Origin of the sequence: Lutibaculum baratangense AMV1 (assembly GCF_000496075.1) — a bacterium.
Lineage (GTDB): Bacteria > Pseudomonadota > Alphaproteobacteria > Rhizobiales > Tepidamorphaceae > Lutibaculum > Lutibaculum baratangense.
Genome location: NZ_AWXZ01000007.1, coordinates 1 through 25,450, shown reverse-complemented (window position 1 = coordinate 25,450; position 25,450 = coordinate 1). Strand labels below are relative to the sequence as shown.

22 protein-coding genes and 4 tRNA genes are annotated in these 25,450 nt (G+C 69.0%); 15 read left to right on the top strand and 11 right to left on the bottom strand.

Translation table 11 applies throughout. The features are described 5' to 3' along the window. Positions 1 to 15: 15 nt before the first annotated feature. From N177_RS00820 to N177_RS00800, 5 genes are all read left to right on the top strand, one after another. Positions 16 to 1,452 (top strand): NAD-dependent succinate-semialdehyde dehydrogenase, encoded by a 1,437-nt coding sequence (locus tag N177_RS00820; RefSeq protein WP_023430315.1) that lies wholly within the window; start codon positions 16 to 18, stop codon positions 1,450 to 1,452. Positions 1,453 to 1,588: 136 nt separating this feature from the next. Further along, complete coding sequence (locus N177_RS00815; protein WP_023430314.1) at positions 1,589 to 3,304, top strand: IlvD/Edd family dehydratase; 1,716 nt, start codon at positions 1,589 to 1,591, stop codon at positions 3,302 to 3,304. A 143-nt stretch (positions 3,305 to 3,447) separates the two neighbouring features. After that, positions 3,448 to 3,675 carry a hypothetical protein gene (locus tag N177_RS00810; protein WP_023430313.1) on the top strand — a complete coding sequence of 76 codons (228 nt, stop codon included), beginning with the start codon at positions 3,448 to 3,450 and terminating at the stop codon, positions 3,673 to 3,675. Positions 3,676 to 3,797: 122 nt separating this feature from the next. Continuing rightward, complete coding sequence (locus N177_RS20355; protein WP_023430312.1) at positions 3,798 to 4,598, top strand: alpha/beta hydrolase; 801 nt, start codon at positions 3,798 to 3,800, stop codon at positions 4,596 to 4,598. Positions 4,599 to 4,792: 194 nt separating this feature from the next. Continuing rightward, the gene (locus tag N177_RS00800) at positions 4,793 to 5,236 is read left to right on the top strand and encodes a YqaA family protein (protein ID WP_023430311.1); all 444 of its coding nucleotides are present in this window, start codon (positions 4,793 to 4,795) and stop codon (positions 5,234 to 5,236) included. Positions 5,237 to 5,288: 52 nt separating this feature from the next. Here the strand turns inward: N177_RS00800 and N177_RS00795 are convergent, their stop codons facing one another. Next, positions 5,289 to 7,787, bottom strand: coding sequence for a tetratricopeptide repeat protein (locus tag N177_RS00795; protein ID WP_023430310.1), 2,499 nt, complete (start codon positions 7,785 to 7,787; stop codon positions 5,289 to 5,291). Between the two features lie 218 nt (positions 7,788 to 8,005). Between N177_RS00795 and N177_RS00785 the strand changes: the two genes are divergently transcribed. Then, complete coding sequence (locus N177_RS00785) at positions 8,006 to 9,853, top strand: glycosyltransferase family 2 protein (RefSeq protein WP_023430309.1); 1,848 nt, start codon at positions 8,006 to 8,008, stop codon at positions 9,851 to 9,853. Continuing rightward, positions 9,850 to 10,287, top strand: coding sequence for a hypothetical protein (locus N177_RS00780; RefSeq protein WP_023430308.1), 438 nt, complete (start codon positions 9,850 to 9,852; stop codon positions 10,285 to 10,287). The genes N177_RS00785 and N177_RS00780 overlap by 4 nt, the downstream gene beginning before the upstream one ends. Here the strand turns inward: N177_RS00780 and N177_RS00775 are convergent. From N177_RS00775 to N177_RS00765, 3 genes are read right to left on the bottom strand one after another with little or no spacing between them, the layout of a single operon-like run. After that, on the bottom strand, positions 10,284 to 10,730 hold the full coding sequence (locus N177_RS00775; protein ID WP_023430307.1) for an ATP-binding protein: 447 nt from the start codon (positions 10,728 to 10,730) through the stop codon (positions 10,284 to 10,286). The genes N177_RS00780 and N177_RS00775 overlap by 4 nt on opposite strands. Positions 10,731 to 10,764: 34 nt before the next feature. Beyond that, complete coding sequence (locus tag N177_RS00770) at positions 10,765 to 11,100, bottom strand: STAS domain-containing protein (RefSeq protein ID WP_040484905.1); 336 nt, start codon at positions 11,098 to 11,100, stop codon at positions 10,765 to 10,767. Continuing rightward, complete coding sequence (locus N177_RS00765; RefSeq protein ID WP_023430305.1) at positions 11,087 to 13,066, bottom strand: PP2C family protein-serine/threonine phosphatase; 1,980 nt, start codon at positions 13,064 to 13,066, stop codon at positions 11,087 to 11,089. The genes N177_RS00770 and N177_RS00765 overlap by 14 nt, the downstream gene beginning before the upstream one ends. A gap of 123 nt (positions 13,067 to 13,189) precedes the next feature. On the opposite strand from N177_RS00765, the gene N177_RS00760 reads away from it, so the two are divergent. Next, entirely contained in the window at positions 13,190 to 14,251 is a 1,062-nt protein-coding gene (locus N177_RS00760; protein ID WP_023430304.1) for a cellulase family glycosylhydrolase, read from the top strand. Between the two features lie 183 nt (positions 14,252 to 14,434). Here the strand turns inward: N177_RS00760 and N177_RS00755 are convergent. From N177_RS00755 to N177_RS00745, 3 genes are all read right to left on the bottom strand, one after another. After that, a tRNA-Met gene (locus N177_RS00755) sits at positions 14,435 to 14,511 on the bottom strand. Positions 14,512 to 14,713: 202 nt separating this feature from the next. Further along, the gene (locus N177_RS00750; protein ID WP_023430303.1) at positions 14,714 to 15,646 is read right to left on the bottom strand and encodes a LysR family transcriptional regulator; all 933 of its coding nucleotides are present in this window, start codon (positions 15,644 to 15,646) and stop codon (positions 14,714 to 14,716) included. Between the two features lie 7 nt (positions 15,647 to 15,653). Beyond that, complete coding sequence (locus tag N177_RS00745; protein WP_023430302.1) at positions 15,654 to 16,700, bottom strand: YeiH family protein; 1,047 nt, start codon at positions 16,698 to 16,700, stop codon at positions 15,654 to 15,656. A 338-nt stretch (positions 16,701 to 17,038) separates the two neighbouring features. Between N177_RS00745 and N177_RS00740 the strand changes: the two genes are divergently transcribed. The 3 genes from N177_RS00740 (at position 17,039) to N177_RS00730 (ending at position 21,106) form a co-directional block, all read left to right on the top strand. Next, positions 17,039 to 17,992: an ABC transporter substrate-binding protein gene (locus tag N177_RS00740; RefSeq protein WP_244444213.1), complete on the top strand. Its 954-nt coding sequence runs from the start codon at positions 17,039 to 17,041 to the stop codon at positions 17,990 to 17,992. A gap of 88 nt (positions 17,993 to 18,080) precedes the next feature. Then, positions 18,081 to 19,136, top strand: a complete 1,056-nt coding sequence (locus tag N177_RS00735; RefSeq protein WP_051402202.1) for a quaternary amine ABC transporter ATP-binding protein — start codon at positions 18,081 to 18,083, stop codon at positions 19,134 to 19,136. Then, positions 19,133 to 21,106, top strand: a complete 1,974-nt coding sequence (locus tag N177_RS00730) for an ABC transporter permease (protein ID WP_023430299.1) — start codon at positions 19,133 to 19,135, stop codon at positions 21,104 to 21,106. The genes N177_RS00735 and N177_RS00730 overlap by 4 nt, the downstream gene beginning before the upstream one ends. Positions 21,107 to 21,248: 142 nt before the next feature. Here the strand turns inward: N177_RS00730 and N177_RS00725 are convergent, their stop codons facing one another. From N177_RS00725 to N177_RS22200, 3 genes are all read right to left on the bottom strand, one after another. After that, on the bottom strand, positions 21,249 to 21,446 hold the full coding sequence (locus tag N177_RS00725) for a hypothetical protein (protein WP_023430298.1): 198 nt from the start codon (positions 21,444 to 21,446) through the stop codon (positions 21,249 to 21,251). A gap of 183 nt (positions 21,447 to 21,629) precedes the next feature. Continuing rightward, positions 21,630 to 21,705 (bottom strand) — tRNA-Thr (locus N177_RS00720). A 115-nt stretch (positions 21,706 to 21,820) separates the two neighbouring features. After that, positions 21,821 to 22,771 carry a calcium-binding protein gene (locus tag N177_RS22200; protein WP_023430297.1) on the bottom strand — a complete coding sequence of 317 codons (951 nt, stop codon included), beginning with the start codon at positions 22,769 to 22,771 and terminating at the stop codon, positions 21,821 to 21,823. Positions 22,772 to 23,043: 272 nt separating this feature from the next. Between N177_RS22200 and N177_RS00710 the strand changes: the two genes are divergently transcribed. Next, positions 23,044 to 23,694: a DUF1236 domain-containing protein gene (locus tag N177_RS00710; RefSeq protein WP_341872316.1), complete on the top strand. Its 651-nt coding sequence runs from the start codon at positions 23,044 to 23,046 to the stop codon at positions 23,692 to 23,694. 174 nt (positions 23,695 to 23,868) lie between these two features. Further along, on the top strand, positions 23,869 to 24,192 hold the full coding sequence (locus N177_RS00705; protein ID WP_023430295.1) for a hypothetical protein: 324 nt from the start codon (positions 23,869 to 23,871) through the stop codon (positions 24,190 to 24,192). Positions 24,193 to 24,232: 40 nt separating this feature from the next. Here N177_RS00705 and N177_RS00700 read toward each other — a convergent pair whose 3' ends face one another. Next, complete coding sequence (locus N177_RS00700) at positions 24,233 to 25,090, bottom strand: TrmH family RNA methyltransferase (protein ID WP_081718301.1); 858 nt, start codon at positions 25,088 to 25,090, stop codon at positions 24,233 to 24,235. A gap of 74 nt (positions 25,091 to 25,164) precedes the next feature. Here N177_RS00700 and N177_RS00695 point away from each other — a divergent pair. Together N177_RS00695 and N177_RS00690 are read left to right on the top strand one after the other, a co-directional pair. Beyond that, positions 25,165 to 25,249: transfer RNA gene (locus tag N177_RS00695), tRNA-Tyr, on the top strand. A 13-nt stretch (positions 25,250 to 25,262) separates the two neighbouring features. After that, positions 25,263 to 25,336: transfer RNA gene (locus N177_RS00690), tRNA-Gly, on the top strand. Positions 25,337 to 25,450 lie beyond the last annotated feature (114 nt).

The following is a 25,450-nucleotide window of genomic DNA, read 5'->3' as shown; positions in this document are numbered from 1 at the left end:
ACGAGGAGTATCTTCATGTATCGCGATCTCGACCTCTATATCGGCGGCGTCTGGGGCAAGGCCTCTTCGGGCGGCACGCGCGATGTCCTGGATCCCGCGACCGAGGAGGTCGTCGGGCGCATCCAGGACGCGACGCCGCAGGACCTAGACCGGGCACTCCAGGCGGCGGAGGAGGGCTTTCGCGCCTGGAAGTCCGTCTCGACCTGGGAGCGCGGCGCGAAGCTTCGCCAGGTCGCAGGCCTCATCCGCGAGCGCGTGGACACGATCGCGGAGATCATGTCGACCGAGACCGGCAAGCCGCTCGCCGAGGCGAAGGGCGAGACGGGCGCGGCGGCCGACCAGTTCGAATGGCTCGGCGAGGAGGCGCGGCGGGTCTACGGCCAGACCATTCCAGGGCGAACGCCCGACACGCGCCTGCAGGTGATCTACCAGCCGGTCGGCGTCGTCGCGGCGTTCTCGGCGTGGAACTTCCCCGCGCTCCTGCCGGCCCGCAAGATCGCCGCGGCGCTCGCGGCCGGCTGCTCGATCATCATCAAGCCCGCCGGCGAGGCGCCGGGCTCCTGCGCCGAGCTCGTGCGGGCCTGCCACGACGCGGGAATACCTGCCGGCGCGGTGAATTTCGTCACCGGCCAGTCGAGCATGATAGCCCGGCACCTCATCTCGTCGGACGTCGTGCGGAAGGTGTCGGTGACCGGATCCGTGCCCGTGGGGAAGGAGATCCTGCATCTCGCGGCCGACGGCGTGAAGAAGGTGTCGATGGAGCTCGGCGGCCACGGGCCCGTCATCGTCTTCGACGACGCGGACGCGGTGAAGGCGGCCGAGACGTGTGCGGCGACGAAGTTCCGCAATTGCGGCCAGGTCTGCATCTCGCCCTCCCGCTTCTACGTGCACGAGAGGAGCTACGACGCCTTCGCCGGCCGCTTCGCCGAAGTGGCGCGCGGCCTGAAGGTCGGCGGCGGCCTGGAGGACGGCGTGCAGATGGGCCCGCTCGCCAATCCGCGGGGCCTCGAGACGGCGAAGACGCTCGTCGAGGACGCCGTGTCGCGGGGTGCCGAACTTCTCGCCGGCGGAAAGCCGCCGAGCGATCGCAACCGCGGCTACTTCTTCGAGCCGACCGTGCTCGGCCGCGTGCCCGACGACGCGCGCATCATGATCGAGGAGCCGTTCGGCCCCGTCGCCCCGATCACCACCTTCTCCGACTATGACGAGGTGATGCGGCGGGCGAACTCGCTGCCGTTCGGGCTCGCCGGCTATGTCTTCACGGGCAGCCTCAACCTCGCCACCCGCGCCTCCGAGGACCTCGAGGTGGGCATGGTGGGCGTGAACGAGATGCTGCTCGCGACGGCGGAGGCGCCGTTCGGCGGCATCAAGGAGAGCGGGATGGGCCGCGAGGGCGGCTCGCTCGGCATCCACGACTATCTCGAGCCGAAATATGTGAAGATGAAGATCTGAGGATCCTGCAGGCCTGGCGGATCTGGCGCACGCTTCCGCGGCTTCCGCTCGTCCCGGCCTCCGCCGGGACACGCCGCGCAAGCATCGAGGCTCCGCCCGTGACGAGACGACCAACAAGAAAGCGCCACGACTCCCCATGAGCGACGAGACCGACAACAAGGGCCAGGGCATCGCGCTCGGCCTGACGAACTACGGCGACCGCGACTTCGCCCTCTATCTCCGCAAGTCCTTCGCGAAGTCGATGGGCTATTCGAACGAGATGCTGGACCGGCCGGTCGTCGGCATCGCCTACACGCCCTCGGGATTCAACAACTGCCACCGGCACTTCCCGGAGATGCTGGAGGCGGTGAAGCGCGGCGTGCTCGTTGCCGGCGGGCTGCCGCTCGAGTTCCCGACGATCTCGCTCGGCGAGGTGTTCCTCAGCCCCACGAGCCTGAAGTTCCGGAACCTGATGGCGATGGACACGGAGGAGATGATCCGCGCCCAGCCGATGGATTCCGTCGTGCTGATGGGGGGCTGCGACAAGACCGTGCCGGCACAACTCATGGGGGCGGCCTCGGCCAACCGTCCGGCGATCCAGATCGTGGCGGGACCCATGATGACCTCGCGGCACGGCGAGGAGCGCCTCGGCGCCTGCACCGATTGCCGCAGGTTCTGGGCGAAGTACCGCGCCGAGGAGATCGACGGGGAGGAGATCGACCGCGTGGAGGGCCGGCTCGCGACGACCGCCGGCACCTGCGCGGTGATGGGCACGGCCTCGACCATGGCCTGCATCGCCGAGACGCTCGGCATGTCGCTGCCGGGAACCGCCGCCATCCCCGCCGTCCACGCCGACCGCCTGCGCGCCGCCGAGGCGACGGGCATCGCGGCGGTCGATCTCATCCGCCGGCCGATCACGCCGAAGGAGATCATCACGCGCGAGAGCGTCGAGAACGCGCTGCGGGTGCTCCTCGCGCTCGGCGGCTCGACGAACGCCATCATCCACCTGACGGCGGTCGCGGGTCGGCTCGGGATCGACGTGCCGCTGACCTGGCTCAACGAGCTCTCCGAGACGACCCCGGTGCTCGTGAACCTGAAGCCCGTCGGCGCGAACTACATGGAGGACTTCTTCGCGGCCGGCGGCATGGGCGCCGTTCTGCGGGAGCTGAAGCCGCTCCTCAATCTCGACTGCATGACCGTGACCGGACAGACGCTCGGCGAGCGCCTGGAGGAGCCGCTGCCCTATGTCGACCGCAAGGTGATCGCGTCGGCGTCGGAGCCCTACGAGCCGCAGGGCGGGCTCGTCGCGCTCTTCGGGTCTCTCGCGCCGCGCGGGGCGATCCTCAAGCGCTCGGCCGCGGACCACACCCTGTTCGAGAAGGAGGGCAGGGCGGTCGTGTTCTCCTCGCTCGAGGACCTGGCGGCGCGGGTGGACGATCCCGACCTCGACATCGGCCCCGACGACTTCATGGTCCTGCAGAACGCCGGGCCGCGCAGCCAGTCCGGCATGCCGGAAGCGGGCTACCTGCCGATCCCGAGAAAGATCGCGCGTCAAGGCGTGAAGGACATGGTGCGTATCTCCGACGCGCGCATGAGCGGGACGGCGTTCGGCATGATCGTCCTCCATGTGTCGCCGGAAGCCTGCATCGGAGGACCGCTCGCGCTCGTGCGCAACGGCGACCGTATCCGCCTGTCCGTGAAGAACCGCTCCATCGACCTGCTGGTCGACGAGGCCGAGCTGGAGCGGAGGCGCGCCGCCCTCGCCGTCGAGGAGAAGGTGGAGCGGCGGGGCTACGACAAGCTCTACGCCGAGCACGTGATGCAGGCCGACGGCGGCTGCGACATGGATTTCCTGCTGCCGACGCAGGGCTGAGCTTCGCAGAAGGCGGGTTCAAATACGCGCCGCCCATGCCCTATGCTGCAGAGCACAATCGTGAGGTGCACTGCGGCAGCGGGTGATCCGACAACCCTCTGGTCCCGTAGTTGACTGCAACATCGGAACCTGAGGGCTGGACCATGATCGCCAAGTTTCTCCTTCGCCGGCTGCCCGACAGCGCCGAGCAGGACAGTCTCTCCTTCGCGATCGAGGCCGCCTCCGTCGCGCGTCACGCGCGGCCTCACGACTGGGCCCGCCTGCGCGGCGAGCTCGCGGTCGAGGCGGAACAGCCGAGCCCGAGCGCGACCGGAAGCGGCCGCAGGGCCGGCGAGGAGCCGTCGGGCTCCCTCGCGCCGAGCTTCTCCTGAGCCTTTACGCGTCGAGCCCCCGCCCGGGACGTCAGACCCGCGGCGGATGAGGCCAGCGAGTCGAAGGCGGTTTTGGCACCCGGTCTCTTGCCGTTTCGGCCCGGCGGCGCCAGCTTGCCCGGATGTGGCTCGTCAAGCTCTTCATCTGGCTCGCCGTCGGGTACGGCGCGATCGTTCTTGGAGCGTATCTGCTCCAGACCTGGCTCATCTTCCCGAGCGGCCTTGCAGGCGCCGGCCCGGCGCTGCCGCCCGAGGCGGAACGCCTCGCGATCGAGAGCGGCGGCCCTCGGGTCGTGCTGACGCGGCTTCCGCCGTCTCGTGGCGGTGCGGCCGAGGCCCCGGTGCTCCTCACCTTCGCGGGCAATGCGTGGAACGCCGATGCGGCCGCTCTGATGCTTCATCGGATCTTCCCTGAGCACGAGGTCGCCGCGCTCCACTACCGGGGCTACGGCCCCAGCGAAGGCCGTCCTTCCGCGGAGGCTCTCCTTCACGACGCGCAGCGGGCGTATGACCGCCTGACGGAAGATCGCGAGGCGCGCATCGTCGCGATCGGCCTGAGCATCGGTTCGGCCGCGGCGGTCGATCTCGCGGCCGACCGCTCGGTTGCCGGCATCGTCCTCGTCACCCCGTTCGGATCTCTCGAGGACCTCGCCGCCCGCCAGTATCCGTGGCTGCCCGTCCGCCTTCTCCTGCGGCATCGAATGGAGACCGCTGCGACGCTTTCCGATCTCGACGTGCCCACGGCCGTCATAGCGGCGGCGAGAGACGCGATCGTGCCGGCGGAGAGCTCCGACCGGGTGCGCGACGCCGCCAGCGACCTCCGCTTCTTCGCGACGATCGAGAATGCCGGCCACAACGACCTCTACGACCGGCAGGCCTTCGTGGCGGCCCTGCGCCAGGCGGTCGCCGCAGTGACGGATTGACGCGAAACAGGTTTCGCCCGCTCTCTCCACGATACGACGTCGCGGCTGCTGGCCGGCGTGTCTTCTCCCCGCCGGTCCTGCTATAGCGGCGCCCTGCGGGCCGGTCGCGGCACCCCCTCCTGGGGGGTGGCGGGGGCAATAGTGGAACCCGGTCTTCTTGACGGCAATCGGACGAAAGGACTTCCGCTGGGAGCATGGAGTGGGTCGCCGCATATGGAGGGCTGTTCCTCTCCGCCTTCCTCGCGGCGACGCTCCTGCCGGGTTCCTCCGAGGCGTTGCTGACGGGGCTGGCCCTGACGGGCCGATGGAACACGTGGTCCCTCCTCGTCGCCGCCTCTGCCGGCAACGTGCTCGGTTCGGTCGCGAACTGGCTCGCGGGCCGCATGCTGTCACGCCTGAAGGGCACACGGTGGTCGCCGGTCTCCGAACGCAGCTACGACAGGGCCTCGCGCCTCTTCGAGCGTTACGGGATCTGGTCGCTCTTCTTCGCCTGGGTCCCGATCGTGGGGGACCCGCTCACGGTGGTGGCGGGCGCGCTTCGGGTGCCGTTCCTGCCATTTCTCGTCATGGTCGCGGCCGGAAAGGTCGCGCGTTACCTCGTCGTTCTCGGCGGCGTCCTCTGGTGGCAGGGCGCATGAACGTGCGGGGAACGTGCGTTCGATCTGTGGGCCGGCGGAGGGGGCCGATCCGCTACCAGCGCAGCCGGAGCTGCGCGCCGAGCGTGCCGCGCCAGAACGGATCGCCGTCGTCGTCCGCCGCCAGCGCCCGGTCCTCACGGGCCTCCGAGTACTGGTAGAGGCCATAGAGTTCGAGCGAGGCGTGCCGGGTGAGGTCGCGCGACAGGCGTGCCTCGGCCGACCATGTCAGGCCGTCGCCGTCGAACTCGCTCCACGCCCAGCCGAGGGCTCCCTGCACGTCGAGCCACCATCCTGGCGCGGGCGCCCCGTAGGCATGGATCGTCCCGTGGAGCGACCTGTAGTGGCCCGGATTCCAGTAGCCGAAATCGTAGTCCTCGGCGAAGTCGAACGCGGTGGCCCTGGCGCCCAGCCAGAGAAAACCCGTCTCGCGGACGTTGTAGGCCGCGTCGACCTGGCCCCATATCCGCTCGTTGCCGTCGGTGTAATCGCTGTAATAGGCGCGCGCGCTCGCCCGCACGTCGCGCCGGGGGGTGAAGAACACCGCGCCGCCGAAATCGTCGGCCAGGACGTCGTTCACGAAGACGGCCGGATCCTCGTCGGCGTAGCGCCGCACCGCCTGGAGCTCGGCCCGCCACGTGTCGCTCATGAGGAAGGCGAGCGACGTCTCGTGCGTGAGCTCGAGATCGTCGCCCCCCGGCTCGCTTTCCTGGTTGAGCAGGACCGATGTCCGTGCCTCGAGCCAGTCGTTCACGCGATGCCGCGCGAAGACGCCGAACGAAGCCACCTCGACATCGGGGAAGTCGTCGCCGCGATAGCTGGCGAACCGCGCCTGGAGGCCAAGGCTCGTCAGGCCCCGGTTCAGGAACACCTCGTGGCTGCCCTGCAGCGTGAGGATGGAGAGCTCGTCGGAGCGGGTGACGTAGCGGCTTTCAAACCGCGTCAGCGGGCGTCGTTCGAGCAGGATGAGGTCGAGAAGCGCGCGGGCGGCCGCATCCTCGGGAGAATTCTCGAGGATCTGCCGCGTCAGATCCTCGGCGAGGTCGGGCCGGCCGAGATGCCGCCTCGCATTGGCGGCGATGATCAGCGTGCGCGGATCCGGCGACGCCGTCGCGAGAAGCGGCTCGAGCCGGTCGAGGGCGGCGATATGGCGCTCCATCGACGTCTCGCTCTGCGCGGCGCCCCGGAGCGCCTCGGCGTTCAGCGGCTCGACCGCCAGCGCGACCTCGAAATCCGCCAGCGCCCGTTCGTGGCGAACGAGCGTGTTGAACGACTGGCCCCGGCCGATGCGGGCTTCGGTGTCGCGGGGCCAGCCCTCGAGGAGCTCGGTATAGACGGGGACGGCCGCCTCGTGGTCGCCGCTCCAGGCGTGTCCGCGCGCGAGGCCCAGAAGCCCCCGCCGCCGCTCGACGGGAGCGAGACCCGGGAGCGACAGCACCTCGTGGAAGAGCGGAATCGCGTCCGCCGGTCGGCCGGAATAGAGCACCTGGTCCGCGTATTCGCGCAGAAGCTCGCGCCGGCGCGCGGGCGCCACTTGAAACGCCCTCTCGAAGAGCCGGACCGCCTCGCCGCTGCGGGCGGCCCCCGCCGCCTGTCGTGCGCCGCCGAGATAGGCATCGGCCAGGGCGCCGCGGGCCTCGTCGTCCCGTGGGTTTGCCCGCACGATCGGCCGCCATGCGGACGCGGCGGCGCCGAATTCGCCGGCCCAAAGCAGGGCGAAGGCAAGTTTGCGCTCGACCTCGGAGCGCTGCCCGGGTGTCAGCGGAAGCTCGGCGAGGGCGCGCCGATAGAGCGGCACTGCCCGTCCCGGCTCTCCCGCATACGCGACCTGATCGGCATACTCGATGCCCATTTCGACGAAGAGCGCGGGTTCGAGTTGCAGCGCTCGCGAGAAAGCGGCCGCCGCCTCTGCGTTGGCGCCGCGTCCGGCAGCCTCCCGTGCCGCAGCAATCGCCGCGATGGCGGGCGAGGGCGGTTCGTCTGCTGCGGGCTCTCCGTCCATGGGGGCGCGTTCGGCCGCCTCTGGCTCCGACTGATCGGCCTCGTCGGATTCGCCTCCGGCCATGGACTCCCGATTCCGCTCCTGCTCCTCGGCGACAGCGATACGGGCCTCCGCGAGCGCCGCTCGTGCCTCCTCGTCGTCGGGAGACGCCGAAACGACGGCGGAGAGCGCCTCGGCCGCCTCTTCGGGACGTCCGCTCCAGAGAAGCGCGAAGGCGAGGTTCCGCTCGATCCGTCGGCGCTCGTCCTCCACCAGGCCCTCCTCGCTCAGGAGCTCGCGGTAGAGGGGGACGGCCTCGGCGGGCCGACCGGCATAGGCAATCTGATCGGCGAGCTCGCGCTGCCACTCCCGCCGCCGCGCCGGGGAAGCCGAGATCGCCGCCTCGAAGAGGCGTGCGGCTTCCTCGTGATCCTGCGCGTCACCCGCGGATCGTGCCTGAGCGGCGAGTTCATCGGCGCTCTGTGCAAGGACTTCTACGCTCGATAGTCCGGCTGCCGAGAAAATCGCAATAGCTAGAGTGAAAGCGTAAATATTGAGACAAGTGCGGATCATATATCGTGTCGCCGACTCCGCCGGATGCTGGGCATGATACCGCCGTTAAAGGATTAGTCCTGTCCCGGGTCGTCCGAAGATATCTTGCGCTCTCGCCCTCGCCGGAGATGATGCCCTACATTAATAGCTGACTTCACCGAGTCGCCAACCACCTGCTCCGCGTCCCGCCCCACCAGTTATGCGATGGTGCATCGGAGCAACGCCGACGGAAGGCCGCCGTGTCCGAGATCGACCGCTTCCAGACCCGAACCCCGTGGAAACCGCTGCGCCACTCTCCCCTCCAGGAGGCCGCGTGGCAGTTCCTCGCGACGATGAGCCTCGTCTTCGGCCTGTGGTATATCTCCTGGCGCTGGACGAGCTCGCTCAACTTCGACGCGCTGTGGTTCGCCGTCCCGCTGCTCATGGCCGAGACGGCAGCCTTCGTCGGTCTCGTGCTGTTCACGATCAACCTGTGGACTTCGAAGTCGCCCCCGCAGCAGCCGCCACCGGCGACGATCGGCGACTGCATGGACGGCGCCGACAGCTCCGGCACCGAGGATCGCCCGCTCGCGGTCGACGTGTTCTTCGCCACCTACAGCGAGGACCCCGAGCTCGTGCGTCTCGGGCTGCGCGACGCGAAGCTCATCGAGTATCCCCATCCGATCGACTTGCGCGTCCACGTGCTCGACGACGGCAAGCGACCGGAGATGGCGGAGGTGGCGCGCCAGGAAGGGGCGAACTACCTCACGCGGGACGACAATGTCGGCTTCAAGGCCGGCAATCTGCGCAACGCCATGGGCATGACCTCCGGCGACTTCGTCGTGATCTGCGATGCCGACACGCGGCCCTTTCCCACCCTGCTCGTCGAGACGCTCGGCTACTTCCGCGACCCGAAGGTCGCCTGGGTCCAGACGCCGCAGTGGTTCTGCGACGTGCCGCCGGGCGTGCCGCTGGATGCCGTCATGGGGAGGTGGGCCGGCCGGGCGGGGGGCGCCGTCGGGCGGGGGCTTCAGCGCCTCTTCGGGCCCATGCGGATCGGCGAGGATCCGTTCGCGAACGACCCGCAGATGTTCTTCGACGTCATTCTCCGCCGCCGGAACTGGGCGAATGCGAGCTTCTGTTGTGGCGCGGGGTCGATCCACCGGCGCGAGGCGGTGATGGAGGCGGCGCTTCGGCAGTGGGCGGACAAGGTGGAGGCGGCCGCCGGCAGCAACGAACGGGCCGCACGCCGCCTGACGGGCGAGGCCGCGCTGGACGAATCGATCCGCGACGCGGTGCGTTGGCAGGGGGCGGTGGAGGAGGAGTTCACGCCCTACAAGTTCCACGTGTCGGAAGACATCTACACCTCGATCGTCCTGCACTCCGACCGCGAGCGCGGCTGGAAGTCCGTGCTGCATCCGAAGGTGCAGTCGCGGATGCTCTCCCCGAACGATCTCCTGAGCTGGACGATCCAGCGCTTCAAGTATGCCGGCGGCACCGTCGACATCCTGATCCACGACAACCCGCTCTTCCGGCGCGGCCTGACGCTGCCGCAGAAGATCATGTACGGGGTCACGTTCTACTCCTACCTCTCACCCCTGTGGAACGTCGTCTTCCTCGCCGCGCCGATCGTCTTCCTGTTCACCGGAATCCGACCGGTCTCCGCCTACTCGCTCGACTTCTTCCTGCACATCACGGCATTCCTCCTCCTCAACGAGATGTCGCAGCTCGTGGCCACCTGGGGTATCTCGAACGCCAAGGGCAGGGCTTGGTACCTGGCGATGTTCCCGCTCAACATGAAGGCGCTCTGGACGGTGTTCCGCGGCAGGAAGATCTCCTTCCCGGTCACCCCGAAGGAGAGGCAGGCGGGCAGCTATCCGAGGCTCGTGCGATGGCAGATCGGCGTGGTAGCCGTAACCGGTGTCGGCCTCGCGTGGGGATGGACGGCGCACGGGATGGGCATCGAGGGCTATACGCTCGGCGCCATGATCGCGAACACGCTTTGGGGCGGCAACAACATGCTTTCGATGCTGCCGATGATCCGAGCCGCCTTCTGGCAGCCGGACCCGGTCTATGAGGCTCCGATACTCGCAGAGGCCACGAAATGACGTTCAGGGAGGGGCTTCTGCGCGCGCGGGGCCAGATCGCCTTCATCCTCGCCCTCGCGATTTCGATCGCCGTGATCGTGCGGCTCGAACACCTGGGCACGCAAGCGCATGTCGAGGCACGGGTCGAGGAGCGGCTCGCCGAACTCTCGGACACCTCGGCGGCAACGCGGGATCTCGTTCGCAAGGCTCTGAGACGGGCCGAGGCGGCGCAGGGCGCGTCGCCCTACGACCCCGCGGGGGCGGCGGCGCTGGCCACGAGCCTCGCCGCCGGGCGCCTCTCGGCGACCATTGACCCGGAAGAGGCACGCCGTAGGATCGAGCCGTTGCTGCCCACGCTCATGGGCGACGACTCCGCCGGCTCGCTGGCGGCGCTGTCGGCGGTGGCTTTGGCGTTCCCGGGCCTGCTGCCGGAACCGGAGGCGGCGGTCGACTAGCTCGTGGACGGTTTCGCGAACATCTTCGTCATGCGCAGGCGGTTCTGACGCTTCTGCGCAACGTACTCGACCTCGTCCATGTTCATCCGGATCAGGGCGAGGCCCATACCCCCTTCGGGCAAGGACTCGATATTCGTCTCGTCGAAGTCGAACCGCTCCTCGCCCGCCTGCTCCAGTTGTGCCGCATCCATCGGCGGCGCCGTGTCGACCACCTCGATGACGACGCGGTCGCTGTGCAGCGCGACGCCGATCTTCAGCGTCTCGCCGCTTCGGCCGTTGTACCCGTGCTTGATGACGTTCGTGGTCGCCTCGACGAGCGACAGCTCGATCGCGTCGAGATCCTCCTCGCTCAGCCGGTCGGAGCATATCGCCCTCACGGCCCTGGCGACGAGCGCGACCGTGTCGAGGTCGCTGTCGACCAGCAGTTGTACGGCTCCGGCCATTGGTTCAGGCCCTCCTGGCCCCATCCAGGCAGGTTCATCCTGCCATTCTGCGCACTGCCGCATCCACATCCTCGTGGAGCGGGAATACCTTGTCCATGCGGGTCAGCTTGAAGAGCCTCTCCACCGCCCCCGTCGCACCGGCGACGGCGAGGCTGCCGCGCGGGCCGATCCGCTTCAGCGTCGCGACGATCGCGCCGAGCCCGGAGCTGTCGACGAACTCGACTTTGCTCAGGTCGAGTACCACCTGCTGGTGGCCGTCCTCGATGAGCCTCGTGAGCTCCGTCTTGAAGTCCGGCGCCCGTGCGGCATCGACGCGCTTTTCCTCCACGCGCGCCACCAGGACGCCCTCCCGCACCTCATGGTTGATCATGCTCGCACCCACCTTTCCGTCCGGTTCTCTCGATCACTAGAAGGCTCACATCGTCCTCGAAGGTTCCGCTACCGCGCCACTCGCGCACGGCGCCGACCACCGCGTCAATGAGAGATCGGGTCGAGGCGTCGCGGTGGCGCGAGACGACGTCCATCAGGCGCTCTTCCCCGAAGATCTCGCCCGCGGGACCCGCGGCCTCGGTCACGCCGTCGGAGTGAACCAGCAGGCGGTCCCCGGGGCGAAACGGCGACGTCACGATCTCGAACTCCGCCTCGGGCACGAGCCCCACCGGCAGCCCGCCATCGCCTAACGTGCGGAAGGAGCCGTCGGCCTCGAGAAGGACGGGAGACGGATGGCCCGCCTGCACGAAATGCAGCTGCTCGCGGGGGCAGTCCACTTCGCCCAGGATCATCGTGAAGTAGGGCAGGTCCTCCGGCCACGCAGCGTCGATCTCCGCCGCGACCTCATTCAGGCCTCCGCCGTCGCGCCTCTTCAGGATCGCCTGGGACAGCGTGTGATGCGACACCACGGAACCAAGCGCCGCGGGTGCGCCGTGCCCAGCCACGTCGACCTGGAAAAAGCCGATGTGATCGTCGCGCTGGCGCAGCACATTGTAGGTATCTCCGGCGACCACGCTGGCGGGATGGTAGGCGCCGTCGAAGGAGACCTGCCCGAGGTCGCTCGCCCTGGGGAGGAGCGTCGACTGGATCGCGGCCGCCGCCTGAAGGTCCTGGCGAAGGAGCCTGTAGGTCTCCTTCAGCCGTGCGTGCAGATCCGCACGGTTGCGCTCCAGCCGGTCCCGGTGGATGGCATTCGCCTTGAAGGTCCGCAGCGCGCTCCCCATCGCGCCGAACTCGTCATTTGCGCGCACATGCGGCAGGGGCGTGTCGAGATCATTGCGCGCCAAGCGGAGCATCGCCGCGATGGTGGACTCCAGTGGCGCGACGACCCGGTCGCGGAGGACGATGTGGCTCGCGAGGACCGCGAAGACGGCGGCCAGCAGGAAGGCCGCCCACAGACCGAGCCTGCGCCTCGCCTCCGCGACGTCGCGTCCCAGCCGCTCGCGCGACGAGGCCAGAAGGCGGGCTTGCGTCCGGTCCACCTCGGCGAGCGTCGCGGAGGTGAGTTGGAGCCAATCCGTGAGCGAGATGGCCGCCGACCGCTCCCGCCATGGCTCGTGAAGCGTGGCCAGCAGCGGCAGGAGAGCCGCCAGGTCATCCTTGCCGAGCGAAGCAAGACTTGCGTGCAGCTCCGGGTCCGGCAGCATCCCCGCTTCCGAGCGCAAGAGCTCGATCGCCAGTCCGCCCCGTCCGAAGTTGCGCTCTGCCTGCTCGCTCACCCACCGCGCCACCGTCGCCTCGGAGAGGAGCGCTCCGCCGATGAGCGCCTGGTTCTGCGCGACGGTCTCCGCGAAGATGCTGGCATAGTAGCGGGCCCGCCCCTCGCTCCTTATGACCGGGTCCTGCCGGATGTCCTGGCTCAGCAACGAGATGCGAAGCGCCTGCGTCTGCTCGATAATACCGGTGACCCGCTCGAACCACTGGCGCGCGCCCCGCCTGCGCGGTCCGGCCGCGTCACTGGCGAGCAGGCGATCGACTTCGGCGCGGGCGGCCTCCATGAGTTGATCGAGCTCGCCGACGGCCTCGGTGGCGGCCTCCAGGCCCGGCAGTGACGCGCCGTGTTCGCGGAGCGCCCGAACGATCCTGTCGCGGCTGTCGTTCACCGCCGAGCGCGCGGCGTCCATGTCGAAGCGCCCCGGGGAGAGAAGGTTCAGGTACGCCTGGGTGCGCTCCCGCGCCAGAGCAGCCGAAGCCAGCAGAAGCTCGGCCCGTATGGCGTTCGAAGCGAAGAGCTTTCGCTCGTCCCGCAGGCCGTCGATCTGCCCCTTGATGTCGACGGCGAGCACCGCCACCAGGGACAGACCGAGAAAGAGCGTGAGCGCGAAGAGTGTGTGGCGAATCTTCATGCCGCGTCCGAACGTCTCCTAGTCGTCGACCTAAAGTCTCGGAGTTTAGGGTTTGCCTTATCCGAAATGGCGGTTCTTACCCATTATGGATGGGGGAGGGGAAACTGGAGCCGTGGATATCCGGTGCATCTGCCGTCTCGCCATCACCAGACAGCCGAACGGTTCTGCACCCGGCGCCGGTTCCTCGGCCTCGGCGCCGCCGCGCTGGCGGCGGCCGCGCTTCCGGCCCACGCCGCGCCTTCCCCGATGCTGAGCCTCGACGGCCCGTCTCTGCTCTGCGGCGGGCAGCCCCTGTCGCTCAAGGGCGTGGCGATGGGCGACCCGCTTCTGACACGCGTGGAGAGGCCCGCCGGCGACTACCGCCATCTGGCCGAGGGCTGGGGCGCGAACACCGTCAGGCTGAGCGTCCATCCGGGGCTCTGGCGGCGGCAGCCGCGGCGCATGCTGGCGGCGCTCGAGGCCGAAGTCGCCGCGGCGCGCGGGGCGGGGCAGGTGGTCATCATCGACTGGCACGCGATCGGCTGGCCGGGCGGCTCCCACTTCCGTCCGCCGGCTCGATGGGGCCTGCCGCCGGACGCCTATGACTGCGACCTCGCCCTCGCCCGCTTCTTCTGGAGCACCGTGGCGAGCCGCTTCGGCTACGACCGCCACGTGATCTTCGAGATCTGGAACGAGCCGGTGCGGCTCGAGAACGAGGGGCGGCTCTCTGCGCCGGGTCGCGACTGGACGGAGCTGAAGCCGATCCTCGCGAGCCTCGTGGCCGAGATCCGGCGGCACCACGCCGACAACCTGGTGCTCGTGACCGGCGGGCACTGGGCGAGCGACCTGACGGGCGTCGCGGAGGATCCGCTCGACGACCCCCGCGCCGCCTATTCGTGGCATGTCTATCCCGGCACGGCGCGGGGCGACCTCGACCTGCTCGACCGCCTTCTCGGCGACCTGCCGCAGAGCCGCGCCGTGTTCGTCACGGAGTGGGGGTTCGGCGGCCAGGACGAGCATCTGCGGGGCGGCGCCGCAGATTTCGGCGACGCCTTCGTCCACCGCTTCCTTGCGGCGCGCGGGCTTCACTGGACGGCGTGGTGCTGGCATCCGATCTGGCAGCCGGCACTCGTCGAGCCCGACTGGCAGACGCCCACGGAGATCGGAAGCTGGGTGCGCGCGCTCATGCTGCGCGCCGAAGGGTGACGGCCTAGCCGGTGTGTCGGCGCCGCGACGGATGGGCCGGCCGCCAATGCCAGGCGCACAAATGGACTGGACCGCGCCGTGCGACGACCTTTCCCACGCCGCGGCGCTCCAGGAGAAGCGACGGTCGTGCTCGTCCGCAGGTGAACCGTGTGGCGAAGTCGCCGAATCTCTGACGGAAAATGGTGGTAGCGGAGGAGGGACTTGAACCCCCGACACGCGGATTATGATTCCGCTGCTCTAACCAACTGAGCTACTCCGCCATCGCGAGCGGGCGCGGTCGCTGCGCCGTCGCGGGTCGGTGGCGATATAAGGAGGGGCGCAGGACCGTGTCAAGCTCGCCCTGACCGCCTGTGAACGATGCGGGAGCACGCCCCCTGGCGTCCCCGGGCACCCTGGCGGTTCTCCGGCCGGGGGGCTGCCTGCGTCGCGGGCGTCGACCGACGGAGCGTGCCGCAGGGAGCTTCAGCGGCGTCCGCCCGGAAGGGCGGGCGAGGGCGCGTGCGCGGCGCCTTCCTCCGCCTCGGCGATCGCCCGGAGAAGCGCGTCCGCCGCCTTGCTGCGGTAGCTCTCGCGGTGGCGCACGGCGAAGAAGGCGCGCTCCGTCGCCTCGAGCGGCACGGCCCGCAGCTCGCCCGCCTGGATTCCGCCTTCCGCCACGAGCTCCGAGATGGCGGTGACGCCGCCGCCGGCCGCCACGGCCGCCCGCACCGCCTCGTTCGAGGGAAGCTCCATCGCCACCTTGAGCTGTGCGGGGTCGATGCCGGCCTTGCGCAGCACGAACTCGAACTCCGAGCGGGTGCCGGAACCGACCTCGCGCAGCACCCAGTCCGTGCTCGCGAGATCTTCGAGCGCGATGTGACGCCCGTCGCCCCAGGGGTGGCCCGCGCCGGCGATCAGCACGAGCCGGTCGTGGCCGACGACGGTCAGGTCGAACCTCTCCTCGTCGACCGCCCCTTCGACAAGGCCGAGCTCCGCCGTGCCGTCCTCGACCGCCCGCGCGACCTGCGCCGTGTTGCCGACGGAGAGGCGGATGTCGATGCCGGGATAGGCGCGGCGGAAGCGCACGAGATGGGGGGGCAGCCAGTAGCTGGCGATCGTCTGGCTCGCATAGACGGTGAGCGTGCCGTGGCGCAGGCCGGCGAGGTCGTCGAGCATCGCCTCGGCGGCCGCGGCGCGGGCGAGGACCGCCTTCGCCTCGACGAGGAAAACCCGGCCCGCCTCCGTGAGCCGGACGCTGCGGCCGATCCGGTGGAAGAGGATCGTCGCGTGGTTCTGCTCGAGCGCGGCGACCGCGGCGCTCGTCGCGGACTGCGAGAGGTTGAGCCGGCGCGCCGCGCGGGTCACGTGTTCGAGCTCGGCGACGGCGACGAAGATGCGCAACTGCTCGAGCGTCACCGCGGCATCACCCCGCGAGCTTGATGAGGGCGAGGCTCGTGACCGCGATGAAGACGGTGGAGAGTGCCGCGAGGGCCAGCGGCCGGGGCCCGGCCAGTCTGATCTTCGCGATATCGGCGCCGAGGCCGAGCGCCGCGAGCGCGATCGCCAGGAGAAAGCCCGTCAGCTCGACCAGCGGCGCCTTCACCGACGCGGGGATCTCCACGACGCTGCTGAAGGCAACGAGTGCGACGAAGCCCAGAACGAACCAGGGGAACGGAGCGGAAGCGGCCGCCTTGCGGTCGCCTGCCTGCCGGTAGGCCGTTGCCGCCAGTATGAGGAGCACCGGCGCGAGCATCAGAACCCGGCCGAGCTTCGCCACGGTGCCGTGCTCGCCGGACGTCGCGCCGTTCTGGAAGGCGGCGCCGACGACCTGGGCGACCTCGTGGATCGAAGCTCCGGCCCAAAGGCCGAAGGCCGACGGGTCGAGATGGAGAAGCCCCGGCAGCAGGGGATAGAGGAACATCGCGATCGTGCCGAAGAGCGTGACGCAGGCGACCGCATAGGCCACGTCTTCGTCGCGCCCGCCCGCCACCTGGCTGGTCGCCACCACCGCCGATGCGCCGCAGATCGAGGTGCCGGCGGCGATCAGGGTCGCGAGCTTTCGCTCGACCCGCAGCACCCGGCCCATCCAGAGCGTGAAGACGAAGGTCGCCGCGAGGGCGACGACGACGATCGCGAGGCTCGTCCCGCCGAGCTCGACGAGTTGCGCCCACGTCAGGCGCAGGCCGAGAAGCACGATGGCGAACCGCAGGATCGGACGTTGGCTGAAGGCGAGGCCCGCCCGCGCCGCTGGCGGAACACCGACGACGTTCCGGATCGTCATGCCGATCAGGATCGCGACGATGAGCGGGCTGAAATTCGAAAGGCCCGGCAGGGTGCACATGAAGTAGGCGAGCGCTGCGATCGCCGTGGTCAGGGTGAGACCCGGCCAAAGCGACAGGCCGCCGCCGACGCCCCGCACCGCGGCGCCGGCGATGTCTTCGCCACGTCCTGCCGAATTCGCCCGAGGCAAGTGGTTTCTCCCGATCGCGCCTGAAACGGGACCATTTTCCAAGACGGGGCATCATCGGGCAAACGCATAATTCTTGTGGTTATGATTGATCGAACCGATTGTTTCCCTTGCGGCCGACCCACGCAAGCACCGGGGCCACGAGTGCGGAGGTTGCCGCAGTGGCGGCGCCGGTGAACCGGGCCCGGAGCGCCGCTGCCGCGCGGGTGCTCAAAAAACAACGTTGCGGAATGTGGCCATGTCGGCGAGGCTTGCTTCCCCGGAAGAAAAGAAAATTCCCGAAGATAATCCAGACGCCGGCGGTGGCCGGGGCCGCGGCGCAGGGGAAGAGGTTCAATCCATTGGCCAAGATCCGTTTGAAGATGCTCGTCGGGGCGATGGCCGTCGCGGCAGCATCGACGTCGGCGGCGGCGCAGGCGCCCGAGTCCGACGATCCCATCGTCGTGGCGACGCACAACTGGTCGAGCCAGGTCGTCATGTCCCACATCGTCGGCCGGCTGTTCGAGGAGAAGGGCTACCAGGTCCGCTATACGCCGCTCGACAGCCAGGCTGTCTACCCCGCGATCGGGAACGGCGACGTCACGGTTCAGGTGGAGGTCTGGGAAGGAGCGTTCGGCCCGGCCTTCGAGCAGGCCGTGCAGGCGGGCGGGGTCGTGGACGCCGGCGATCACGACGCGGTGACGCGGGAGGAGTGGTGGTATCCGGCCTACGTGGCCGAGATCTGCCCCGGCCTGCCGGACTGGCAGGCTCTGAACGCGTGCGCCGAGAAGTTCGCGACGCCGGAGACGGCACCGCAAGGCCGCTTCCTCGCCGGCCCGGTGGACTGGCTGAAGCACGACCAGGAGCGGGTCGAGGCGCTCGGCATGGACTTCCAGATCGTCAACGCGGGCTCGGCGGCAGCGCTGTGGGCCGAACTCGACTCCGCGGCCCGGCGCAACGCGCCGATCGTCCTGTTCAACTGGACGCCGAACTTCGTCGAGGCGGTGCACGAGGGCACCTTCGTCGAGTTTCCGGAATATGCGGAAGGCTGCAAGAGCGATCCGGCCTGGGGCCAGAACCCGGAGAAGACCTACGACTGCGGCAATCCCGCCGACGGCTACCTCAAGAAGGCCGCATGGAGCGGCATGGAGGAGAAATGGCCCGGCGCCTACGAGGCGCTGACCCGGATCTCGTTCACGAACCCGCAGATCGCCGAGATGGCCGCGCTGGTCGACGTCGAGGGCCTCGATCCCGAGGAGGCGGCAGAGGCGTGGCTCGAGGAGAACGAGGAGATCTGGAGGCCCTGGATCGACTGAGGCGCCAGCCTCGCCGGCCGCGGCATGCGTCGCGGCCGGCCTCGAACCACCTCTGCCCGAGACGACCGAACTGGAGCCACATGTGACGGTGAAGCAGCGACGCGAGGCGGATCGCGGTCAGCCCCTGATCACCTGCAGGAACCTCTGGAAGATCTATGGGCCCGACCCGGCCGGCCTCCTCAAGGCGCATGGCGGGAAGCCGGCCGCGCAGGCGATCCGCGACAGCGGCCACGTGGCGGCCGTGAACGACGCGTCGATCGACATCTCCGAGGGCGAGATACTCGTCGTGATGGGGCTGTCGGGATCCGGCAAGTCGACGCTGATGCGCTGCCTGTGCCGGCTCGTCGAGCCGACGAGCGGGACGCTGCGCGTCGACGGGCAGGATCTGCTGGCGATGGACGAGCGCCAGCTCATCGAGATCCGACGCTCCAAGATGGGCATGGTGTTCCAGAACTTCGCCCTGCTGCCGACGCGAACGGTTCTCGACAACGTCGCCTTTCCCCTGGAGATGCGGGGGCAGCGAACGGCCGAGCGGCACGAGCGGGCGCGCGAGATGATCCGCCTCGTCGGTCTCGAGGGACGGGAGCAGTACTTCCCCCGAGAGCTTTCGGGCGGCCAGCAGCAGCGTGTGGGGATCGCGAGGTCGCTCGCCATCGAACCGGACCTGTGGTTCCTCGACGAGCCGTTCTCGGCGCTCGACCCGCTCATCCGCCGCGAGATGCAGGACGAGTTCCTGCGCCTGCAGGCGATGCTGGGCAAGACGATCGTCTTCATCACGCACGATTTCGACGAGGCGCTCCGCCTCGCCGACCGAATCGCCATCATGTACGAGGGCGAGGTCGTGCAGATCGACACGCCCGACAAGATCGTGCTCCAGCCGGCGACGGACTATGTCGCGAAGTTCACCCGCGAGATCCCGAAGGCTCGCGTCGTGCACGTCCGCTCCCTGGCGGAACCGCTCGATGGTGAGGTGCCCGACGGGCCGGCACTGCAGGGAGATGCCACGATCGCCTCCGTCGCCCGGACGATCGTGCAGGCCGGGCGGCCTTACCTGCCGGTGCTCGACGAAACCGGCCAGCCGACCAGGCGTCTCGACTGCGGCCGGGCGCTCGCGCTCCTCTTCGGCGAGGAGGAGGCGGCATGACGGCACTCGCGCCCACCACCCATCTCGGCCGCGACGCCGAAGCCGGGCTTCGGCCCCGTCACAAGGCCCTCCTGCTCCTCGGAGCATTCGTGGCTCTCGTCGCCCTCAAGCACCTCCTGCCGGCCGGCCTCGTGCGCCCGCCCGACTGGGTCATCCTGCCGGTGGGGCAGTGGCTCTCGGCCGCGTTCGAGTTTCTGCGAGAGGATCTGGGGCTCGAGGCCGTGACGCGGCTCTTCGCCGGCTTCGTCGCCTGGCACCTGGAAATCCTCGGCAACCTGCTTCTCGGCGGGCGGGGCGGTCTCGGCCTGCCGGCGCTTCCATGGACGGTCATCGCCGTGAGCGGCTTCATGATCGGGTACGCTCTGCAGGGCTGGCGGCTCGCCGCTCTGTCGGGCGGCGTCTTCGTCTATCTCGCACTCTTCGGGCAGTGGAGATACGCGATGGAGACGCTGTCGCTCATCGCGGTCTCGGCTCCGCTGGCGGTTCTCGCCGGGCTGGCTCTCGGCATCGCGGCAGCCCGCCACCCCCGGCTCGAGGCGGCGCTGATGCCGCTTCTCAACGTGATGCAGTCGATGCCGCACTTCGCGTATCTCATTCCCGTCGTGGTCTTCTTCGGAGTGGGCGACCATGCCGGCGCGGTGGCGACGGCGATCTTCGCGACGCCCCCGATGGTGCGCATGACGCTCCTGGGGATGCGGCGACTGCCGCCGGAGGTCGTCGAGGCGGGCATGATGGCCGGGGCGACGCGTTGGCAGCGGCTGCGCCATGTCGAGGTGCCGACGGCGCGGGAAGACATCCTCGTCGGCGTCAACCAGGTGATCATGCAGTGCCTGGCGATGGTCGTGATCGCGTCGTTCATCGGAGCGCCGGGGCTCGGCTACAGGCTGCTGCTCGCCCTGCAGTCGCTCAAGATCGGGACCGCTCTCGAACTCGGCGTGTCGATCGTCCTGATCGCGATCACGCTCGACCGGTGCAGCAAGGCGTGGGTCGAGCGGCGGCCGGTGCACGACGCGGCGGAGCGGCCGTGGCACGAGCGCCACCGCACGCTGCTCGTCTGGCTCGGCCTCGTCGCACTGGCTTTCGCGGCCGCGAGCCTGCACCCATGGGCCTACGAGGTGCCGCGGCGACAGGCCCTCTCGACCGCACCCTTCTGGGACGCGATCGTCGACTGGACGACGGTGGCGCTGTTCGAGCCGGCGCACCAGCTGCGCACGATGCTGTCGCTCCATGTGCTGATCCCGTTGCGCGACCTCTATTTATATCTACCGTTCGCCGCCGTGGCGCTCGCGGCGGCCGGGGGCGGCTATCTCGTCGGCGGGCTGCGCTCCGCGCTCGTCTGCCTCGGCTTTGTTGCCTTCGTCGCGCTGACGGGGTGGTGGGATCGCGCGATGATCACGCTCTACATGGTGAGCTTCGCGGTCTTCGTGTGCCTGGCGCTCGGCCTGCCGCTCGGCATATGGGCCTCGCGGTCGGACGGGCGCGGGCGCAGGGTGCTGCTCCTCTGCGACACGTTCCAGACCTTCCCGAGCTTCATCTACCTCATACCGATGGTGATGCTCTTCCAGGTCAACGACGTCGCCGCGATCGGCGCGGTGATCATCTACGCGATGATCCCGATCGTGCGCTACACCGTGGAGGGGATGCGCAGCGTCCCGTCTTCCCTGCACGAGGCGGTTCGGATGGCGGGGGCGGACGGACGGCAGAGGCTCCTGAACATGGAGCTGCCCATGGCCCTGCCGCACATTCTCGTCGGCATCAACCAGACCATCATGTTCGCCCTCTTCATGGTCATCATCGCCGCCTTCATAGGGACGCAGGACCTGGGGCAGGAGCTGATGCGGGCGCTTTCGGCGAACGACATCGGCAAGGGGCTGACCCTCGGCCTGTGCGTCGCGTCGATCGGCCTGCTGTTCGACCACATCCTCACGGAATGGGCGCGCAGACGGAAGGCGGCGCTCGGTCTGGCCTAGGCCCGTCGCGGCTTCCTCCCGGAGGCAGAGCCCGGGGCGGGCCGGGCAGCCAGCAGCCGCCCGCGCGCGGGGGCTTTCCGCGCAACGGCCACCGCGCGTCGGTTCGGTCGACCAGATGGACCGAAAGAGAAGTGTGCCGCCCTCAGGCCGCGAGGCGTTCCTCGCCGAGCAGGCGCTCGCCGGCCGGCGTGACGTGGGGCCAGCCGCAGACCGGCTGGGTCAGGCCGAGCGTCTTCAGCCGGACGTCCACGCGCATCGGAAGATCGAATATCGGCTTGCGGGCATGCAGCGCCTTGAGCCAGGCGAGCTCTTCCCGGGTGAGATGGTTCACGCGCACCATGAGGACCTCCCTTCTTCACCGAACGTTCTGACGTCGACGTCCTGACGATGTTAACGCGTCATGAAGAAGGTTGGATCCGGATCATCCCGTACCCCGGGAGTGGCGTACGGCGTCGGACATCACCGGTCCGGGGCCGGAGAAGCTCGGAGGGCGCCGCCCTTGACGGGGTCGAACGGCGGCGCCTGGTGCCGGCTGCAGGGCTCGAACCCGCGACCCCCTGATTACAAATCAGGTGCTCTACCTGCTGAGCTAAGCCGGCCAGTGGCTGTAGATCGTCCGCCGGGAAACCCCTAGCGCCCGAGCCGGCGCGTTGTCCAGCCCTCGCTGCCGGCGCAGGCAGCGAGGGCCGCCGGCAGCGAGCGGACCTCAGGGCATCACAGATCGAAATCGGAGGCGGTCAGGAAGTAGATGCCGTTGAGCTCGATCTGGAATTCCGGCGCCGCGTCGCCGTCGAGATTGCCGGCGACGATGGTCGTGCCGTTCACGTGGCTGTAGCGCACCTGCCCAGGGGCGGAGAAGCCGCTCCGTCCGATGAAGGCGAAGTCCTGGTCGCCGGAGAGGAGCGCGTTGGCATCCATGAGGTCGAGGTCGATGAAGTCGCGGCCCTGCTGGAAGTCCATGATCACGTCGCGGCCTGCACCGGGCGCGCTCTCCGACGCGAAGTCGAAGACGAAGGCGTCGGAGCCGGCGCCACCCCAGAGGAAGTCCTTCCCGGCGCCACCGACGAGGTCGTCGTTGCCAGCCCCGCCGTAGAGCCTGTCATTGCCCTGGCCGCCGAGAATGACGTCGTCGCCGCCTCCGCCGCGGATCGTGTCGCCGAAGCGGGAGCCGAACAGCATGTCGTCATAGCCCGTTCCCGCCATGTCGCGGGCGCCGCCGCCGGCATAGACGAAGTCGGAGGAGATTAGCTCGGAGGGCGCGACGCCATCGAGGGTCAGCTTGTGGTCGCGGCCGGCGTAGAAGGCGTTGAGCGTCGCGTCGCCGTAGGAATCGGCGCCGAGGATGGCGCGCAGCTGGCTGAAATCGCTGATGCCCCACGCGGAGACGTCGATCCGGTCGGCGCCGAACTCGAAGTCCCAGATCAGATCGTTGCTGAAGGCGCCGCCGCGGGCGCTCATGATGAACCAGTCGGCGCCGCTTCCGCCGACATAGTCGTTGAAGCCCGATCCTCCGACGAGGTCGTCGGCGCCGGCGCCGCCGTAGAGCCGGTCGTTCCCGGCCCCTCCGACGAGCAGGTCGTTCCCGCCGTAGCCGTAGATGTCGTCGTCGTATCGCGACCCGTAGATCTTGTCGCTCCCGTTCGTGCCGCGAAAGATGTAGGCCATCGTCCGTCCTCCAGCTTGCCTGCCGTCAAAGGCGGGCGTCGAGACGGGAGACTGCGTCCGGCCAACTGAACCGCAGGTGAACGGCCCGTGGCGGGCGCAGGAACGACCCGTGCTGCCCGGGAACGGCGGGTGCGGCGAGGCGGCGTGCCGCGATGGGCGACTTCCCCCGGCACGCGATCCAGACCTCCGGTCGCGCCGGAACAAGTGCCGGGGGCATCAGGTTGTCGGGGTGCCGGGGGCTTCGGCAACGCCTTGAAGGCATGGAGGCTATCTTGAACCGTTTCAGCAGGATGAGCTTGGCGGCCACTGTCGCCTATATCGGCATGAGCTCGGTTTCGTTCGCGCAGACGTCAGCCACGGCGACGACGGACCTCAACGTCCGCGCGGGTCCGGGCCCCGAGCACGCGGTGGTGACGGTCATTCCGGGAAGCGAGCAGGCCACGCTCAACGGCTGCCTCGAGGGCAGCAAGTGGTGCCAGGTCGACTATGGCGGCACGACGGGATGGGCCTATTCCGACTACCTCGCGATCCAGGGCGGCGAGCAGCGGGTCGTGGTGACTGAGCGTCAGTCGGAGGTACCGGTCGTCACCTATGAAGGCGGTGGCGGAGGCGCTGCTGCCGGCGCGGTCTCCGGCGCCGTGACGGGCGCCCTGATCGGCGGGCCGGTCGGCGCAGCGATCGGCGGCGCGGCAGGCGCCTCGATGGGTGCCGCCATCGATCCCCCGACGGAGGTGCGGACCTATGTGACGGAGAACCGCGTGGAGCCCGTCTACCTCGAGGGCGAGGTGGTCGTCGGTGCCGGCCTGCCCGACACGGTCGAGCTGCGCACCGTACCCGACTACGATTACGACTATGTCTATGTGAACGGGCAGCCCGTCCTCGTCGACCCCGGGACGAGGGAGATCGTCTACGTCGTACGCTGATCCGGCGTCATGGGGGAGGGCGGCCTCCGGGCCGGCCCTCCCTTTCGCGGCTCTTCTCCGCCCCTCAGACTCCCCGCCGTTAACGCGCGTCTAGTGTTTCGCGAGTATCCTGACGCCAGGAAAGAGCATCACCGCCGCCCACGCTGATGGCGTAGGCGACGAGAGGAGACGGTCATGAGGACATTGCGGATCCTGGCGCTTTCGTTCGCGGCCTCGGCGGCCGGTGCAGGCGCGGCCCTCGCGAACGGGGAGGGCATCCTCTACCCCTATCGCGGAGACTTCCCGCGGTCGCATCCGGACCGGGCTTCCTATGCCACGCAGGCGCCCTACAAGGTCTACCCGCAGAGCACTTACCGGTGGGATCCGCAGCGGCAGACTTGGTACTACACCGGCGCGAACTGGCGCTACTGGAACCCGATGAAGCGCGTGCCGAACGCGATCATCACGCCGACAGGTCATCCTCCCGTTCCTTACGGCGTCTACGTACGTCCGGACTGAACCGGGCCGGAGCCGGCCCCGGCCCCGGCCTCCCCAAGAGCTAGGCCGGCCTTCCGTGTCGCTGCAGCTGTTCCGCCGCATAGAGGGCGATGGCGGCCGCGTTCGAGACGTTGAGGCTCGGCATCTCCCCCGGCATCTCGATTCGCGCGAGGCGCGTGCACGTCTCGCGCGTCTTCTGGCGCAGGCCCTTGCCCTCCGCACCGAGAACGAGCGCGAGCGGCCCGCCCACCTCGAGCGAGGCGAGGGGGCTGTCGGCCTCTCCGGCGAGACCCACCGTCGTCACCCCCATGGCGTTAAGCTCCTCGAGCGCCCGGGCAAGGTTGCCCACCCGCACGAGGGGCACGACGTCGAGAGCGCCGGCGGCGGACTTCGCGAGCACCGCCGTCTCGTGGGGACTGTGGCGCGCGGTGACGATAACGGCGTCGGCGGCGAATGCAGCGGCGCTTCTCAGAATCGCGCCGACATTGTGCGGATCGGTCACCTGATCGAGGACGAGAAGCAGATCGGCCGATTCGAGGTCGCGCATCGAAAGCTCGGGCAGCGGGTCGCATTCGAGGAGCAGTCCCTGGTGCACGGCCTCCCCGCCCAGCCGCCGCGACAGCGTCCCGGCGATCACCTCCTCCACCGGCACGTCGATCGGAACGCCCATCTCCTTAAGCCGCATCAGGGCATTCGTCGTCGCCAGCAGCTTGTGGCGCTTGCGCCGAGGATTCCGTAACGCATGCGCGACCGGATGCAGGCCGAAGATGGCGTGGTCCTCGAGCGGTGGAGCGGGGCGCCTGTCGTGGCGGGGCCGTTGCGGGCGTCGTGTCTGTCGTGCTGTCATGGGGACGGGGATTAAAGCTTTTTGTGTGCCAAGCCCATAGGCCCTGTTGACAGGGGGCGCATGAGTTCTCATAACACGCTCCGCGCTGCGCCGAGCGGTGGCGGCGATGGGTTGCTTTACCTAGAAATAGGCAGTCTGCAGATCCAGGAGGGGTGCCCGAGTGGTTAAAGGGGACGGGCTGTAAACCCGTTGGCTTAGCCTACGTTGGTTCGAATCCAACCCCCTCCACCAGATCTGGAATTCTGCGGGTGTAGCTCAATGGTAGAGCAGCAGCCTTCCAAGCTGACGATGAGGGTTCGATTCCCTTCACCCGCTCCAGGCCGACCGCTGACGGAACGAGCGGACACGTCCGGGCCCTGCCGTCGTTAAGGTCGACGCGGACGCCGGGGTCAGACTAGAACGACTGGGATGAGATCGGAGATCCGTAAGGGC